Below are 14,402 nucleotides of genomic sequence, written 5' to 3'. Positions count from 1 at the left end.
CATGAAAAAACAAACGATTATCGTTACCGGAGCATCTTCCGGCATTGGAAAAGAGATAGCAGACTACTTTTTAAAAAAGGGAGATAACGTAGTGATTAATTCCAGCTCACAGGATAAACTGGAAAAAGCATATCGGGAACTTGGCGGAGGTGAGAACCTGGTTATGATAGCCGGCAATGTAAGTGATAAGACAACCGGCAAAAGATTAGTTTCAGCTGCAATTGAAAAATTCGGCTCGGCAGACGTATTGATCAACAATGCAGGTATTTTCGAAACCAAAGCATTTCTGGAAGTTGATGAAGCTTATCTTGACCGCTTTCTGGATACTAACCTGAAAGGTACATTTTTCACAACACAGGCCGTAATTCCGCAAATGGTTAAACAACATGGAGGTGTGGTCATCAACATTGGTACACCTCTTGTTGATCACGCACTGGGCGGAGCACCCGCAACTGCACCAATCTCAAGCAAGGGAGCTATTCATGCGCTTACACTGCAATTAGCTGCCGAATTCAGTAAAAACAATATTCGTGTCAATACTGTTGCTCCTGGTGTTATCCGGACACCAATGCATGGCGAAGATGCAGATCAAAGTGCAGGTATACATTTATTGAACCGCATTGGTGAGGTAGAAGACATCGCGGAAATGGTTTATACCATAGCCAAAAGTAATTTTATCAGTGGCGCGATCATCAATGTAGATGGAGGTATGGGGGCAGGACACAACTTAAATTGATCTAAAAATGGAAACTAAAAAAAGTGACCAGACAGCTATTTCACAAGCACTTCAGGACTATTATTTTAAAGGGATATATGAAGGTAATGTGGATATGCTGAGCCAGGTGTTTAATCCCGGCGCGCTATTGTTTGGCGATGTTAAGGGGCTGCCTTATGCTAAAACACTGATTGATTATCTCGATGCCGTTGCAAACCGCCAGAGTCCGAAAGACCTGGCCAGCCCATTTAAGGGCGATATAGTGGCTATCAATGTTATTCAATCCATTGCCATAGCAGAAGTAAAAGTAAAAATGTATGATTTTAACTATCATGAGTTCTTATCTTTTCATAAAATTGATAGTAAATGGCTCATTGTAAATAAAATGATCAGTGACGTTAACAAATAAAACTCATGTGGTATAAAACAAAAGCGTCTGAAATATTGGGAATTCAATATCCGATCCTGCAAGGCCCATTTGGAGGAAACCTCTCCTCTGTTGAACTGGTAGCAACAGTATCGAACCTGGGCGGCTTAGGTGGCTATGGCGCTTACACGTTAAGTCCGCAGGAAATCATTGATGCAGACCGGCAGATCAGGGACGCAACCAACAAACCTTACAATATCAATTTATGGGTCTCCGATAGTGATACAGATATAATAGCTGATGAACAATATGAAAGCACGAGAACGCTATTCCAACCTTACTTTGATGAGCTTGGAATAGCATTACCGGAAAAACCCGGCCCCTTTCAAACACGTTTTGAAAACCAGATGGAAGTGATACTGGATATTCGTCCTCAGGTTTTCAGCTTTATGTTTGGTGTGCCATCGGCAGATGTGTTAGAACAATGCCGCAGGTTAAAAATTGTGACTATTGGAACAGCAACGACACTGGATGAAGCAATTTTTCTGGAAAATGAAGGTGTGGATATGGTTATCGCTTCAGGTTTTGAAGCTGGTGGTCACCGGACTTCATTCCTTGCTCCTGCAGAATCCTCTCTTACTGGTACATTTGTCTTGCTGCAGCTTATTAAAGAAAAAGTTAAGATTCCTGTCATTGCTGCGGGTGGTATCGCGAATGGTAAGGGTATTGCGGCTGCAATGACATTAGGTGCTGATGCAGCTCAGATTGGCACTGCATTTCTGGCTACAGACGAATCAAATGCGCTGCCTGTTCACAGACAAATGTTATTCTCAGATGCAGCCAGATACACTACCCTTTCACGAGCCTATACCGGCAGATTAGGCCGGGGAATTACCAGTCGAATAGCCAGAGATACGGTCCATAGAGAAGCGGATATACTGCCATTTCCTTTGCAAAGCACTTTTATGTCGCCTTTGCGAAAAGCAGCAATAGCACAGGAAAAATGGGATATGATTTTTTTTTGGGGAGGACAAATTGCTCCGTTACTAAAACATACCAAAGCCCGTGAGCTGATGGAATCTTTGATTGAGGAGACTAGTGCTTATTTAAGGGGATAAGGCCTCGTTCTGATCGCCCGGATACTGTCTGTTACGATTCCTTATACGGCTTGGTTAAGTGATTACCCTCCAGAGCGTCCCCTTCAAGGGATTAGCTGCGCTCGTACGCATTTATAGTTTAGTACAGGCTCCTGAACTGAAGAGTTCGGGCCTGCGCTAAACTATAAATGCTACTTGTCTTTCAGACAAGCAGCATTTATGCTGGCGGAGAGAGAGGGATTCGAACCCTCGATACCCTTTTGAGGTATACACACTTTCCAGGCGTGCTCCTTCAACCACTCGGACACCTCTCCAATTCCGGGTTGCAAAAGTAGTATTTTTTTTGATTGTTAAACCTGAGCCCGCCTTATTTTTATAAATTAATCAATAACAGTAACTTTTAACATGTTCGTTTTACCTTTGCTTTCCATAGGAATTGCAGCAGTATTGATCAAAGTATCGCCTTTTTTAATCAGTTTCATTTTAACCAGCAAACTATTTACATCTAAAATAGTTTCATCAGTACTTTCAAACTTATCATAAAAGAATGCCTGAACACCCCATACCAGACTTAAAGTATTCAATAATTGTCTGTTATTTGTGAAAATATAAGTCAAAGCTTTTGGCCTGTGACTTGAAATCTCGAAAGCAGTATAACCGCTCACAGTCATGGAAACAATACCTTTAGCGTTTGTTTGTTTAGCTAAAATACAGGCAGAATCACAGATTGCATCACTTAAGAAAGTTTCAGAATCAGCTTTCAGAGATTTTTCCGGGTTAAACGGATAATTGTTTGTCTCAATGTTCTGAATAATTTTCTGCATCGTTTCAATAACGATCAGCGGAAACTCTCCAACAGAAGTTTCACCACTTAGCATCACTGCATCAGCTCCATCCAATACTGAGTTGGCTACGTCATTCACCTCTGCACGTGTTGGTCTTGGAGTAGTAATCATACTTTCCAGCATCTGGGTAGCAATAATTACCGGCTTCGAAGCAGCTATACACTTCTGAACAATCATTTTCTGCAATAATGGAACTTCTTCCATTGGCATTTCAACACCAAGGTCACCACGGGCAACCATGATACCATCAGAAACCGCAATAATTTCATCAATGTTATCAATTGCCTCAGGTTTTTCAATTTTTGCAATTACTCTTGCACCTTTATTCCTTTGTTTGATAATATCTTTTAACTCTACAATATCAGCAGCGTTACGAACAAACGAAAGACCAATCCAGTCTACATCGTTCTCCAGTACAAAATCAAGATTTTTACGGTCTTCGATAGTTAAAGATGGAATTGAAACTTTAGTGTTTGGTAAGTTTACACCTTTTCTGGAAGTTAAAATACCACCATGAACAACCTCACACACAACCTCATCTTCATAATTGGTTTCCACCACTCTCATTTGCAATTTTCCATCATCCAGAAGGATAATTTCTCCTGGTTTTACATCCTTTGGAAAGCTGGTATAAGTGATATAAATACGCTCTTCATTTCCGATACATTCTTTGGTTGTAATGATTGTACGGCTTCCATTAACTAAGTGTATACCACCATCTTTAACAATTCCGATTCTGATTTTAGGTCCTTGTAAATCAGCTAAAATACCAACGTTATAATTGTGTTTTTTATTGATTGTACGGATCGTATCCAGGACTTCCTGGTGATCAGCCTGTGAACCATGTGAAAAGTTAAGTCTGCAAACATCTAATCCAGCATTAAACATGCTTAATAAAACATCTGGTTTTGCTGAGGCCGGACCTAGCGTGGCTACAATTTTTGTTCTGGAATGAAAGGGTTTCATTTGAGTTATTTTATTTGTTAAGACTAACAAAAGAAGGTTTTAGCACTAAAAACCACTGTTAGTCTGGTTAATTCTGTTATTTAACTAAATAATGTCAGATTCAAATATAGTGTATTTCATACACCTTACATATAAAATTTATATTACCAAATTCTCATTAGACTTCAACTTGAAGGGATCTATCTGCGCAGCAACCTGAATATCAGGCAGTTTGTTTAAGCCAGAAATGATATAATTCAAGTCTTCTTTGTCAATATAGCCCTGAATAATCATGAAATAATCGACTTTATTCATTTCAGGAATCAGGAACCCTTCACTGCTGCGGTTACCGAGTATAAAAAAATCATTATCACCCTGTTCCACATAAAAATAATATTTTGAAAAGGCCAGCGGAGCCTCATCTACATTAAAAAAGACCTCATGATCTTCAGCTTTTTCGAAATTTAAATTGAGCCTGGTATTGATCTGATGACACAGTACATAATCCTTTAAAGAGGCTGTGATTGCGATTAAGACAAAATCAAGATCCAATGAAAGTTTTAAATAGGTTTTGTTCAAAGCAGGTAAGTAAGATATATTTTAGGATACGAAATTATAAAACTAATTTTGCTTTATCATTTGAAATAAAAACATTAAAATTGACAGAGAAATAAAAACATTTGAAATGTGTCAGAATTTATTTTTCTTTGCACTGAATTATTTAACCCATTAAATTATAACATTATGTCTGATATTGCTTCAAGAGTTAAGGCTATTATCGTTGAAAAATTAGGTGTGGATGAGAGCGAGGTTACCCCAGAAGCTTCTTTCACTAATGACCTAGGTGCGGATTCTTTGGATACTGTAGAACTTATCATGGAATTCGAAAAAGAATTCAATGTAGCGATTCCTGATGATCAAGCTGAGACTATCGGTACAGTTGGTCAAGCAATTGCTTATCTAGAGAAAAACGTAAAGTAGAACATACGGCCTCCGTATAATCCGTATAAATGGAATTAAAAAGAGTAGTAGTTACAGGTCTAGGTGCACTCACTCCAATTGGCAATACTATCCCAGAATTCTGGGATAATTTGTTAAAAGGGGTGAGTGGCGCTGCGCCGATTACAAGTTTTGATACAGAAAAATTCAAAACAAAATTTGCCTGCGAGCTGAAAAACTTCAATCCTGAAGACTTTTTAGAAAAAAAAGAAGCTCGAAAATTAGATCCTTTTGTGCAATACGCTATAGCATCAACAGACGAAGCGGTGAAAGATGCGGGATTTGACTTCTCGCAAATGGACACTAATCGTGTTGGCGTTATCTGGGGTACTGGTATTGGTGGTATTAAGACATTTCTGGAAGAAATGAGAAACTATTTTTCGGGTGATGGAACTCCCCGTATTAATCCGTTTTTCATTCCAAAGATGATTATTGACATCGTTCCAGGGCACATCTCTATAAAATACGGCCTGCGTGGCCCTAACTTTGCTACCGTATCTGCCTGTGCTTCTTCAACTAATGCAATGATCGATGCTTTCAACTACATTCGTCTTAATATGGCAGATGTAATTATCAGCGGAGGTTCAGAAGCTATTATCAACGAAGCTGGTATTGGTGGTTTTAACGCAATGCACGCTCTTTCTACAAGAAATGACGATCCTTCAACTGCTTCCAGACCGTTTGATAAAGACAGAGATGGATTTGTAGCGGGAGAAGGTGCCGGTACAATTATTCTTGAAGAACTGGAACATGCAAAAGCACGTGGTGCAAAAATCTACGCCGAGCTTGTCGGTGGAGGAATGAGTGCAGATGCAAATCATATCACGGCTCCGCATCCTCAGGGATTAGGTGCTAAAATGGTAATGACGAATGCATTGAGAGATGCAGGAATGAATACCGGAGACATTGACTATATCAATGTTCATGGAACATCAACCTCATTGGGAGATATCAGTGAAACAAGTGCAATTGTTAATTTATTTGGTGAAGATGCCTACAAATTGAACATCAGCTCTACAAAATCAATGACCGGTCACCTTTTAGGTGCTGCTGGTGCAGTTGAGGCTATTGCTGCTATTCTTGCTGTGCAAAACGACATTGTACCTCCAACAATTAACCACTTCACTGACGATCCTGCTTTTGACCCTAAATTGAATTTTACGTTTCATAAACCACAAAAAAGACTAGTTCGTGCTGCATTAAGCAACACATTTGGTTTTGGTGGTCACAATGCATCAGTAATTTTCAAAAAATACGAAGAGTAAAACGTCACTGAATATCGATTTTAATAAATTTAATGCCCCTATTTGACCTATATAAACTCCACTTATCACCCGATAAAGAGTTTATAAAAAAGCTGAAAAATATGTTAGGCTTTGTGCCTGGAAATACCGTTTTGTATAAAATGGCATTCAGGCACAGGTCTGTGGCGAAAATATTAAAAAATGGAAGTCGGAGCAGTAATGAACGCCTCGAATTTCTGGGCGATGCCATCCTGGGCGCCGTTATCGCAGAACTACTCTTTAAAAGCTATCCTTACAAAGAAGAAGGCTTTCTTACTGAAATGCGTTCCAAAATCGTTAACAGAGTCAATTTAAATCAGCTTGCCAGAAAAATGGGCTTTGATCAGCTTATTGTGTTTGATCAGAAAATGGTAAACATGCAGACCAAACACCATTCTATGCTTGGAGATGCTTTTGAAGCATTAATAGGTGCTGTTTACTTAGACAAAGGATATAATTTTACTAAGGAATTACTGCTTAAACGTATTGTCAAACCTTATATTGATATCCATACCCTGGAACAAACTGAAACCAATTTCAAAAGTAAACTGATTGAATGGTGTCAGCGTCATGCTAAAGATATCTCTTTTGAGCAGATTGAAAACAGTGAAGGTGACAGCGCCAAACTTTTCACGATACAAGCCATCATTGATGGTGAAAGCTATGGCATAGGAAGAGATTACAACAAGAAAAATGCAGAAAAACAAGCTGCCGAAAAGGCTTGTGAAGCATTATCCTTATAAATCATCACTTCTTTTTTAAAGTGTCTGTGTACTTTTTATAAGTATCTCTGATATATTTTACCGCATCATATTCAGTCCAGTTTTTGGCCTTCTGATAATCCGGACGATAGTTTAACATAAAGTTTTCCAGCTCCTTCCCTTCCAGTTCCGTATTCTTTTTAATTAAAGATTCGTTGAAATAACCATCTATCTGACTCTGCTGTAATTCTCTGTTGTAATAATTCCCAAAACGTTTGGCATTTTTAGGCGTACGGCCGAATAACTCATATAAAGCCGTTATCGGAGCAAAAATATAAGAAAGCAATGGAGGCTTTCCGGCATAGAAAGACCCTTTATCCCGGTAATCCTGTTTCAGTTCATCCAATTCTGCCTTTTTAGACTTTCCTCTGATATTCACCTCCTGCAGCGTTGTTCCGGTTCCGTTATCCAGATAAACAATCAGATCTTTGTTTGATGTGACAACCAATTCCCTGTCCGAATAATTCTGTTTAAAGATCACCAGTGTATCTCCCAGATTAGCTTTAACCTGGAAAAGCCCAAGATCATTACTGCTTACCGTAAATTTAGTCCGCAAATTGGTTACCTGTGCCATTGCAATACGGCTTGTTGAACCTTTGGTCATCACAACCCCGCTTAGCTGAAAATCCTGCTGGGCAAAAACAACAGAAACAGGGGCAAATAAAAACGTAAAAACGAATAAACTCTTTAAAACTGTACGGATCATTTTTCTGTGATGCATGTCGTAAATTTAACTATTGTTTAGCAATCGGCCATGCCAAAAATTGCCAAATGACTTTATAAAGGCTATTTCATAGTACAAAAAATCCGCCATTAAATCATAACAGACTCAAAATTCATGAGTTCTAATCGTTTATAGGCTATCATTTTAACAATAAATTATATCTTTGCACATGATAAAATCAATGACAGGTTATGGCCTGGCCTCTACAGATCAGGAAAATACAAAGTTTTCCGTAGAGATAAAATCCCTGAACAGTAAGTTTTTAGAACTTAATCTAAAACTGCCGAGGGCATATGCAGATAAAGAACTTTTACTGCGTAATATCTGCAGCAAGGATATTGAACGGGGCAAAGTAAATGTTTCTATCAATATCGAACGTAGCGAAGAAAATCTTAAAGGTGCTACGATCAACGCCGCTTTACTGAGCAAATATTACAAACAACTGGAGGCAATAAACATTGATTTGGGTGCCAACTCAAGCAATCTGCTGCAGGCTGTATTAAATTTTCCTGACGTAATCAGCTACACAGAAGAAGTGGTTAATGAAGGTGAATGGAATATTGTACAACAAACATTTAATACTGCTTTAGCTAATTTCAATCAGTTCAGAGAGACTGAAGGTGCTGCTTTGAAACAGGATCTTGAACTTAGAATTACAAACATTCTTGGTTTTTTCTCACAGATTGAAGTTCTGGCACCATTGAGAATTCCTCATATCAGAGCAAAACTGAACCTGTTACTGGAAGAAGTATCCGGAAAAGTTAATGTTGATCAAAACCGTCTGGAACAGGAATTAATCTATTACATAGATAAACTTGACATCACGGAAGAAAAAATCCGTCTGAAAAGTCACTGTGATTATTTTACTGAAACACTGAAAAGCAAAGATGCCAATGGTAAAAAACTTGGTTTTATTTCTCAGGAAATAGGCAGGGAAATCAATACTATGGGTGCAAAAGCAAATGATGCTCAGATACAGCAATTAGTTGTAGGCATGAAAGAAGAATTAGAAAAAATTAAAGAACAGTTGTTAAACGTTATTTAATACATCAGCAAAAATATACCCGGAAATAAGGAGCAGGCCCGTTACGCAGCGAATTAGTTCCGGACACAAGGATAGATCACACACCAATGACACAAGGTAAACTTATTATATTTTCAGCTCCTTCAGGCGCTGGAAAAACAACAATCGTTAAACATTTACTGGAAAAGTTTCCATCACTAAGCTTTTCCATTTCAGCTACAACAAGAGAATTACGTGGTGACGAAAAACATGAGAATGATTATTATTTCATCTCGAAAGAATCTTTTTTACATAAAGTTGCACACCAGGAGTTCGTAGAATTTGAAGAAGTGTATAACGGAACTTTCTATGGCACGCTGCGTTCAGAAATCGAAAGAATCTGGAATGAAGGCAAACATGTAATCTTTGATATTGATGTTGAAGGTGGTTTACGTTTAAAACGTAAATACGAAGAAGATGCACTGGCTATCTTTGTTCAGCCACCTTCTCTTGAAGTCTTAAAAGAGCGTCTGAGCGGTCGTGGCACTGACAGTGAAGCCAAACTTCAGGAAAGATTTATTAAAGCGGAGAAAGAGCTTAAATACGCTGACAAATTTGATGTCATCCTGAAGAATTTTGATCTTGAAACAGCCTGCGCAGAAGCTGAAAAATTAGTTGCTGATTTTCTCAGCAAATAAAAAATCCCAGAGAAAGAATGGCGAAAACAGGTTTATTTTTTGGCTCTTTCAATCCAATTCATACAGGTCATCTGATTATAGCCAGCTATATGGCTAATTTCACAGACCTGGATGAGGTGTGGCTGGTCGTTTCGCCACAGAATCCGCTGAAAAATAAAAAGGGGCTTGGTAATATGTACGACAGACTTGAAATGGCCAGGTTAGCAACTGACACGGCGGAAAAAATCAAGGTAAGCGATATAGAATTTAACCTGCCCCAGCCTTCTTATACAGTTGATACCTTAGCCTATCTTCACGAAAAACATCCGGCAAAAGAATTTGTACTGATCATGGGAGCCGATAATCTGGCTTCTTTGAAAAAATGGAAAAACTATGAGGTTCTTTTACAGAACTATCATATCTATGTTTATCCCAGACCGGGATCTGACGTGACTGAATGGACAGACCATCCTTCGATTACATTGACAGAAACACCTCAGATGGAAATTTCATCGACTTTTATCAGACAGGCTTTAAAAGACAATAAAAATATACAATTCCTTGTTCCTGAAAATGTAATCGCATTTATGGACAGTAAAAATATGTATCGTTAACCCGGATTAACGGTAAATCAGGAATATAGTTGGTTTTTTATGCAGATCGATCTTCTCCTGACGCCATTGTCCTACAGTTTGTGTTCTGATAAACTCATCCTCTCCGGTAATGTTGCAGGCTATACAAAGTAAAGTTTGTGCTGCTGTATTTTTGATAATATCTTCATACAGGTGATTGTTTCTGAAAGGGGTTTCAATGAATAGCTGTGTCTGTTTCTTTTTTTCAGCAAGCTGCTCCAGTTCCTTAATTTTTTTCACTCTTTCTACCTTATCAATAGGCAGATAACCATGGAAAGTAAAACTTTGTCCATTAAATCCTGAAGACATCAGTGCCAGTAAAAGTGAATTAGGACCTACTAGCGGTACCACTTTGATTCCACGTTTATGGGCTTCAGAAACAATCTCCGCTCCCGGATCAGCTACACCCGGACAACCAGCTTCACTCATCAGACCTACATCTTTTCCTGTCATCAGTTCCTTAAAATAAGGGACCATAGAGTCATTACGTTTATGTTTACCATAATCATGAATGGTTAAATCGCTTTGCGGAATTTTTAAGCCTGCCTCTTTTAAAGATTTTCTTGCAGTTTTTTCATTCTCTACTATATAAGTGTCAATCGCATTAATTGTATCTATCAGATAGGGTGTGAATGACTTCGCAGAGGCATTTTCTGCCAATGGAACTGGAATCAGGAATAATACACCTTTTTTCATTTTTGAATTTATTTGTTATTTAATGGTAATGAAGTGATCACGTTCTTGTTGCAACCTTAGATGAGCTGTAAGACCGTGATGGTTTCATTTTAAATCTTATTGTTTTTTGGTATAATTTATGTAGTAGTGATATGATTTCCGTCTACACCGTTTAGTGGGTTTAAGAGCTCTTATTTACTTATTAATTTATTTAAATTTCAGCATTTACTCCTGCAGATTGCAATAGTCTGGAATTACAAAGGAAAAGAATAAATATTTGGAAAGAGAAAATAAGGATCTAAATATTAAGTTTAACCGTTTACAGCTGATAAATCCCGTATCCCGCTCTATGCAATTCTTAAATTGCCATACCCGCTCTTTACCTGATTGCATAAAACGTTAAACCATTGTACATTTTTTTACTCATAGATATAAGTTAGGTTATATTATAAATACACACAAATGAAAAACATGATCAAATTACCAGCTGCACTACTGGGGCTCATGCTCTTGTTCGGTTGCACAACCCAGCAATCGCTGGCACAAGGGGAATATGATAATATTTCGCTTCAGTCATTTTATGACGAATTATCTCCATATGGAACCTGGATTCAGGATCCCCAATATGGGAATGTCTGGCGTCCCGACGTGGATCAGGGCGATTTCAGACCTTATTATACGGATGGGCGCTGGGCCATGACTGAATACGGGAATACCTGGGTATCAGACTATGACTGGGGCTGGGCTCCGTTTCACTATGGCCGTTGGGTAAACAACAGATTTAATCAATGGGTCTGGATTCCTGATACGGTATGGGGACCTGCATGGGTTAGCTGGAGAAGTGGTGGCGGATATTATGGTTGGGCGCCGTTAGGCCCAGGCATCAATATTAACATCAATATTGGCGGTGGTGGATACAACCCGCCAAGTAACTGGTGGAATTTTATTCCGCAGCGCAGTATCTACAGCAATTATTATCCTCGTTATTCCAGCAATAATGTAACCATCATTAACCGTACAACTATTATTAATAATACTTACGGCCGTGGTGGCAGAAATACATATTATACAGGTCCAAGATCTGAGGAAGTTAGAAGAGCAACCAACAGAGATGTAAGGGTTTATAACATTTCCCGCACCGACAGACCCGGAAGAACAAGTATTACAAATAATAATATCAGTATTTACAATCCAAGATCCGGCAGAGGAGACAGTAACAGCTCAAGAACCGGAAATACTGAACGTTCAGGCAGAGGTGATATCAATACCTCGGGCAGAGGCGATATAAACACTTCCAGAAGCGGAAACAGCGGACGTACTGCCAGAGGTGATATTAATACTACCGGAAGAGGCGATGTCAATCCTGCAAGAGTTGGAAATGGTGATCGTTTAGGAAGAGGAGATATTAATAATTCTTCAAGAACCGGAAACGATGTACCCAGAAATACTGGTCAGGCTGACAGAACCCGTGGTGGAAGAGGTGATTATGTTGATCAGCAGCAGCAACAACGTCAGCAACAGGATATGCAGCGTCAGCAGCGTGATGCTCAACAACAGCAACAGCAACAGCAACAACGCCAGCAACAGGATATGCAGCGTCAGCAGCGTGATGCTCAGCAGCAACAGCAACAACGCCAGCAACAGGATATGCAGCGCCAGCAGCGTGATGCTCAGCAGCAGCAACAACGCCAGCAGCAGGACATGCAACGTCAGCAGCGTGATGCTCAGCAGCAGCAACAACGCCAGCAACAGGAAATGCAACGTCAGCAGCGTGATGCTCAACAGCAACAACAACGCCAGCAGGAGTCCAGAAGTTCAAGAGGTGGAGGTGATACCCCTCAGAGAACTGAGTCTTCAAGGAGCGGAAGAGGTAACTAAAACACATCAAAGAGAACCGGCTGTAATGGCCGGTTTTTATTTTATATATTATATTTATCTTTGCAGCCTCATCAAGCAAGATGCTTAACCCTTTATGATTCACCCCGAAATAGAAAAAAGAAAAACATTCGCAATTATCAGTCACCCCGATGCCGGAAAAACAACGTTAACTGAAAAGTTTCTGCTGTTTGGAGGAGCGATCAATACCGCTGGTGCTGTAAAACGTAACAAAGCCAATCAAAGCAGTACTTCAGATTTTATGGAGATTGAGAAACAACGTGGAATTTCCGTTGCAACCTCAGTAATGGGTTTTGAATACAAAGATAAGCGCATCAATATCCTGGATACACCTGGTCACAAAGATTTCGCTGAAGACACTTACAGAACCCTTTCTGCAGTAGACAGTGTAATTCTGGTTGTAGACTGCGTAAAAGGTGTTGAGGAACAAACAGAAAAACTGATGGCTGTATGCCGGATGCGTAATACACCTGTAATTATCTTTATCAATAAGATGGACCGGGAAGGTAAAGATGCCTTTGATCTGCTGGACGAAATTGAGAGCAAACTGAATATTAGTTTATGCCCTTTATCCTGGCCTATCGGACAGGGACATACTTTCAAAGGTGTATACAGTATCTACAATAAACACCTTAACTTATTTGAGCCGGATAAAACAAAGATTGCTGATCCGGTAATAGAGGTAAGTGACCTGAATGACCCAAATCTGAACAATTTCCTGAAAACCAACGAACTGGAGGACCTGAAAAGTGATCTGGAATTAGTAGATGGTGTATATGGCAAATTGGATCAGAGCATGTATACAGAAGGATTACTGGCTCCGGTATTTTTTGGCAGTGCCATTAATAATTTCGGAATAAAAGAACTGCTGGATACATTTATCAATATTGCCCCAAGTCCGAGAAGCAGAGAAGCTGAACAGAGAGAAGTACTGGTTGAAGAAAAAAACTTCTCTGGCTTTGTCTTTAAAATTCACGCTAATTTAGATCCCAAACACCGTGATCGTATCGCTTTCCTGAGAATATGTTCAGGTAAGTTTGAGCGGAATAAATTCTACTTCCATACACGTCAGGGTAAAAAACTGAAGTTTTCAAATCCAATGGACTTTATGGCTAATGAAAAAAGTATTGTGGAAGAAGCATGGCCGGGTGATGTTGTAGGCTTATATGACAGTGGGAACTTTAAAATCGGAGACACCTTGACTGAGGGAGAGCAACTGCAATTTAAAGGCATTCCGAGCTTCTCTCCTGAGATATTTAAAGAAGTAGAGAACAAAGATCCGCTTCGTACTAAACAGCTTGAAAAAGGCATACAACAGCTAACAGAGGAAGGTGTTGCCCAATTATTTACTCAACAACCAGGAAACAGAAAAATTATCGGTGCTGTAGGTGAACTGCAATTTGAAGTAATCGCATTCAGACTGGAACACGAATATGGTGCAAAAGCACATTTCCGTATGTTGAGCTACAGCAGATCAAACTGGGTAACTTCTACAGATAAAAAGAAACTGGAAGAATTTGTGAAACGTAAACAGCAGCATATCGGAGAAGATAAGGATGGAAATCCTGTATTCCTTGCTGACAATGATTTTATGATCAATATGACCAAAAGAGATTATCCGGATATCGAATTTCATAAAACTTCTGAATTCAAATAATCAAAAAATACAATCAACATTTAAAGGCTGTACCGGGAAAACCGTTACAGCCTTTTTGCATTGTTGAAATTTGTCGCGTGGCAGGATTTCATTCAACAGGCAGTCCATTTTAGAGTTGGCACTCAT

At 39.2% G+C, this 14,402-nt stretch carries 15 protein-coding genes and 1 tRNA gene; 11 read left to right on the top strand and 5 right to left on the bottom strand.

From position 1 onward, the window contains the following. The first annotated feature begins 1 nt into the window (after nt 1). From PL_RS15935 to PL_RS15925, 3 genes are read left to right on the top strand one after another with little or no spacing between them, the layout of a single operon-like run. Nucleotides 2-736: an SDR family NAD(P)-dependent oxidoreductase gene (locus tag PL_RS15935; RefSeq protein WP_041879235.1), complete on the top strand. Its 735-nt coding sequence runs from the start codon at nt 2-4 to the stop codon at nt 734-736. 7 nt (nt 737-743) lie between these two features. Then, nucleotides 744-1,124 carry a nuclear transport factor 2 family protein gene (locus PL_RS15930; RefSeq protein WP_041879232.1) on the top strand — a complete coding sequence of 127 codons (381 nt, stop codon included), beginning with the start codon at nt 744-746 and terminating at the stop codon, nt 1,122-1,124. A 5-nt stretch (nt 1,125-1,129) separates the two neighbouring features. Continuing rightward, nucleotides 1,130-2,200, top strand: coding sequence for an NAD(P)H-dependent flavin oxidoreductase (locus PL_RS15925; RefSeq protein WP_041879229.1), 1,071 nt, complete (start codon nt 1,130-1,132; stop codon nt 2,198-2,200). 202 nt (nt 2,201-2,402) lie between these two features. On the opposite strand, the gene PL_RS15920 is transcribed toward PL_RS15925, so the two are convergent. The 3 genes from PL_RS15920 to PL_RS15910 form a co-directional block, all read right to left on the bottom strand. Beyond that, a tRNA-Ser gene (locus PL_RS15920) sits at nt 2,403-2,493 on the bottom strand. Between the two features lie 66 nt (nt 2,494-2,559). Further along, nucleotides 2,560-3,990 (bottom strand): pyruvate kinase, encoded by a 1,431-nt coding sequence (pyk, locus tag PL_RS15915; protein ID WP_348619890.1) that lies wholly within the window; start codon nt 3,988-3,990, stop codon nt 2,560-2,562. A 138-nt stretch (nt 3,991-4,128) separates the two neighbouring features. Continuing rightward, nucleotides 4,129-4,548, bottom strand: coding sequence for an IPExxxVDY family protein (locus tag PL_RS15910; RefSeq protein ID WP_041879226.1), 420 nt, complete (start codon nt 4,546-4,548; stop codon nt 4,129-4,131). Between the two features lie 165 nt (nt 4,549-4,713). Between PL_RS15910 and PL_RS15905 the strand changes: the two genes are divergently transcribed. The 3 genes from PL_RS15905 to rnc are packed head-to-tail and all read left to right on the top strand — an operon-like array spanning nt 4,714 to nt 6,994. After that, the gene (locus PL_RS15905; RefSeq protein ID WP_008508386.1) at nt 4,714-4,950 is read left to right on the top strand and encodes an acyl carrier protein; all 237 of its coding nucleotides are present in this window, start codon (nt 4,714-4,716) and stop codon (nt 4,948-4,950) included. Between the two features lie 29 nt (nt 4,951-4,979). Further along, nucleotides 4,980-6,233 (top strand): beta-ketoacyl-ACP synthase II, encoded by a 1,254-nt coding sequence (gene fabF, locus PL_RS15900; protein WP_041879222.1) that lies wholly within the window; start codon nt 4,980-4,982, stop codon nt 6,231-6,233. Nucleotides 6,234-6,265: 32 nt separating this feature from the next. Then, nucleotides 6,266-6,994, top strand: a complete 729-nt coding sequence (gene rnc, locus PL_RS15895; protein WP_200890697.1) for a ribonuclease III — start codon at nt 6,266-6,268, stop codon at nt 6,992-6,994. 4 nt (nt 6,995-6,998) lie between these two features. Here rnc and PL_RS15890 read toward each other — a convergent pair whose 3' ends face one another. Continuing rightward, a complete protein-coding gene (locus PL_RS15890; protein WP_235324451.1) occupies nt 6,999-7,733 on the bottom strand; it encodes a hypothetical protein in 735 nt (244 codons plus the stop codon). A gap of 184 nt (nt 7,734-7,917) precedes the next feature. Here PL_RS15890 and PL_RS15885 point away from each other — a divergent pair, with 184 nt between their 5' ends. The 3 genes from PL_RS15885 (at nt 7,918) to nadD (ending at nt 10,030) form a co-directional block, all read left to right on the top strand. Continuing rightward, a complete protein-coding gene (locus PL_RS15885) occupies nt 7,918-8,781 on the top strand; it encodes a YicC/YloC family endoribonuclease (protein ID WP_041879219.1) in 864 nt (287 codons plus the stop codon). An 86-nt stretch (nt 8,782-8,867) separates the two neighbouring features. Further along, nucleotides 8,868-9,437: a guanylate kinase gene (gene gmk / locus PL_RS15880; protein WP_041879216.1), complete on the top strand. Its 570-nt coding sequence runs from the start codon at nt 8,868-8,870 to the stop codon at nt 9,435-9,437. Nucleotides 9,438-9,454: 17 nt separating this feature from the next. Further along, nucleotides 9,455-10,030 carry a nicotinate (nicotinamide) nucleotide adenylyltransferase gene (nadD, locus tag PL_RS15875; RefSeq protein WP_041879213.1) on the top strand — a complete coding sequence of 192 codons (576 nt, stop codon included), beginning with the start codon at nt 9,455-9,457 and terminating at the stop codon, nt 10,028-10,030. Between the two features lie 6 nt (nt 10,031-10,036). On the opposite strand, the gene PL_RS15870 is transcribed toward nadD, so the two are convergent. Further along, entirely contained in the window at nt 10,037-10,744 is a 708-nt protein-coding gene (locus PL_RS15870; RefSeq protein ID WP_041879210.1) for an SAM-dependent methyltransferase, read from the bottom strand. Nucleotides 10,745-11,185: 441 nt separating this feature from the next. Here PL_RS15870 and PL_RS15865 point away from each other — a divergent pair, with 441 nt between their 5' ends. Further along, a complete protein-coding gene (locus tag PL_RS15865; RefSeq protein ID WP_348619887.1) occupies nt 11,186-12,601 on the top strand; it encodes a DUF6600 domain-containing protein in 1,416 nt (471 codons plus the stop codon). 94 nt (nt 12,602-12,695) lie between these two features. Then, the gene (locus tag PL_RS15860; protein WP_041882093.1) at nt 12,696-14,276 is read left to right on the top strand and encodes a peptide chain release factor 3; all 1,581 of its coding nucleotides are present in this window, start codon (nt 12,696-12,698) and stop codon (nt 14,274-14,276) included. The last annotated feature ends 126 nt before the right edge of the window (nt 14,277-14,402 follow it).

The organism is Pedobacter lusitanus, assembly GCF_040026395.1.
GTDB classification, from domain to species: Bacteria; Bacteroidota; Bacteroidia; order Sphingobacteriales; family Sphingobacteriaceae; genus Pedobacter; species Pedobacter lusitanus.
The sequence above is the reverse complement of the archived record's forward strand: the minus strand, read 5'-3'. Positions and strand labels throughout refer to the sequence as shown.

What these genes read in the sequence shown, in the direction of transcription:
- PL_RS15925 (WP_041879229.1), top strand. Translation starts at nt 1,130, where the DNA reads ATGTGGTATAAAACAAAAGCGTCTGAAATATTGGGAATTCAATATCCG.
- PL_RS15870 (WP_041879210.1), bottom strand. Translation starts at nt 10,744, where the DNA reads ATGAAAAAAGGTGTATTATTCCTGATTCCAGTTCCATTGGCAGAAAAT.
- PL_RS15860 (WP_041882093.1), top strand. Translation starts at nt 12,696, where the DNA reads ATGATTCACCCCGAAATAGAAAAAAGAAAAACATTCGCAATTATCAGT.
- fabF (WP_041879222.1), top strand. Translation starts at nt 4,980, where the DNA reads ATGGAATTAAAAAGAGTAGTAGTTACAGGTCTAGGTGCACTCACTCCA.
- gmk (WP_041879216.1), top strand. Translation starts at nt 8,868, where the DNA reads ATGACACAAGGTAAACTTATTATATTTTCAGCTCCTTCAGGCGCTGGA.
- PL_RS15865 (WP_348619887.1), top strand. Translation starts at nt 11,186, where the DNA reads ATGAAAAACATGATCAAATTACCAGCTGCACTACTGGGGCTCATGCTC.
- PL_RS15890 (WP_235324451.1), bottom strand. Translation starts at nt 7,733, where the DNA reads ATGCATCACAGAAAAATGATCCGTACAGTTTTAAAGAGTTTATTCGTT.
- PL_RS15930 (WP_041879232.1), top strand. Translation starts at nt 744, where the DNA reads ATGGAAACTAAAAAAAGTGACCAGACAGCTATTTCACAAGCACTTCAG.
- PL_RS15885 (WP_041879219.1), top strand. Translation starts at nt 7,918, where the DNA reads ATGACAGGTTATGGCCTGGCCTCTACAGATCAGGAAAATACAAAGTTT.
- PL_RS15935 (WP_041879235.1), top strand. Translation starts at nt 2, where the DNA reads ATGAAAAAACAAACGATTATCGTTACCGGAGCATCTTCCGGCATTGGA.
- PL_RS15905 (WP_008508386.1), top strand. Translation starts at nt 4,714, where the DNA reads ATGTCTGATATTGCTTCAAGAGTTAAGGCTATTATCGTTGAAAAATTA.
- pyk (WP_348619890.1), bottom strand. Translation starts at nt 3,990, where the DNA reads ATGAAACCCTTTCATTCCAGAACAAAAATTGTAGCCACGCTAGGTCCG.
- nadD (WP_041879213.1), top strand. Translation starts at nt 9,455, where the DNA reads ATGGCGAAAACAGGTTTATTTTTTGGCTCTTTCAATCCAATTCATACA.
- rnc (WP_200890697.1), top strand. Translation starts at nt 6,266, where the DNA reads ATGCCCCTATTTGACCTATATAAACTCCACTTATCACCCGATAAAGAG.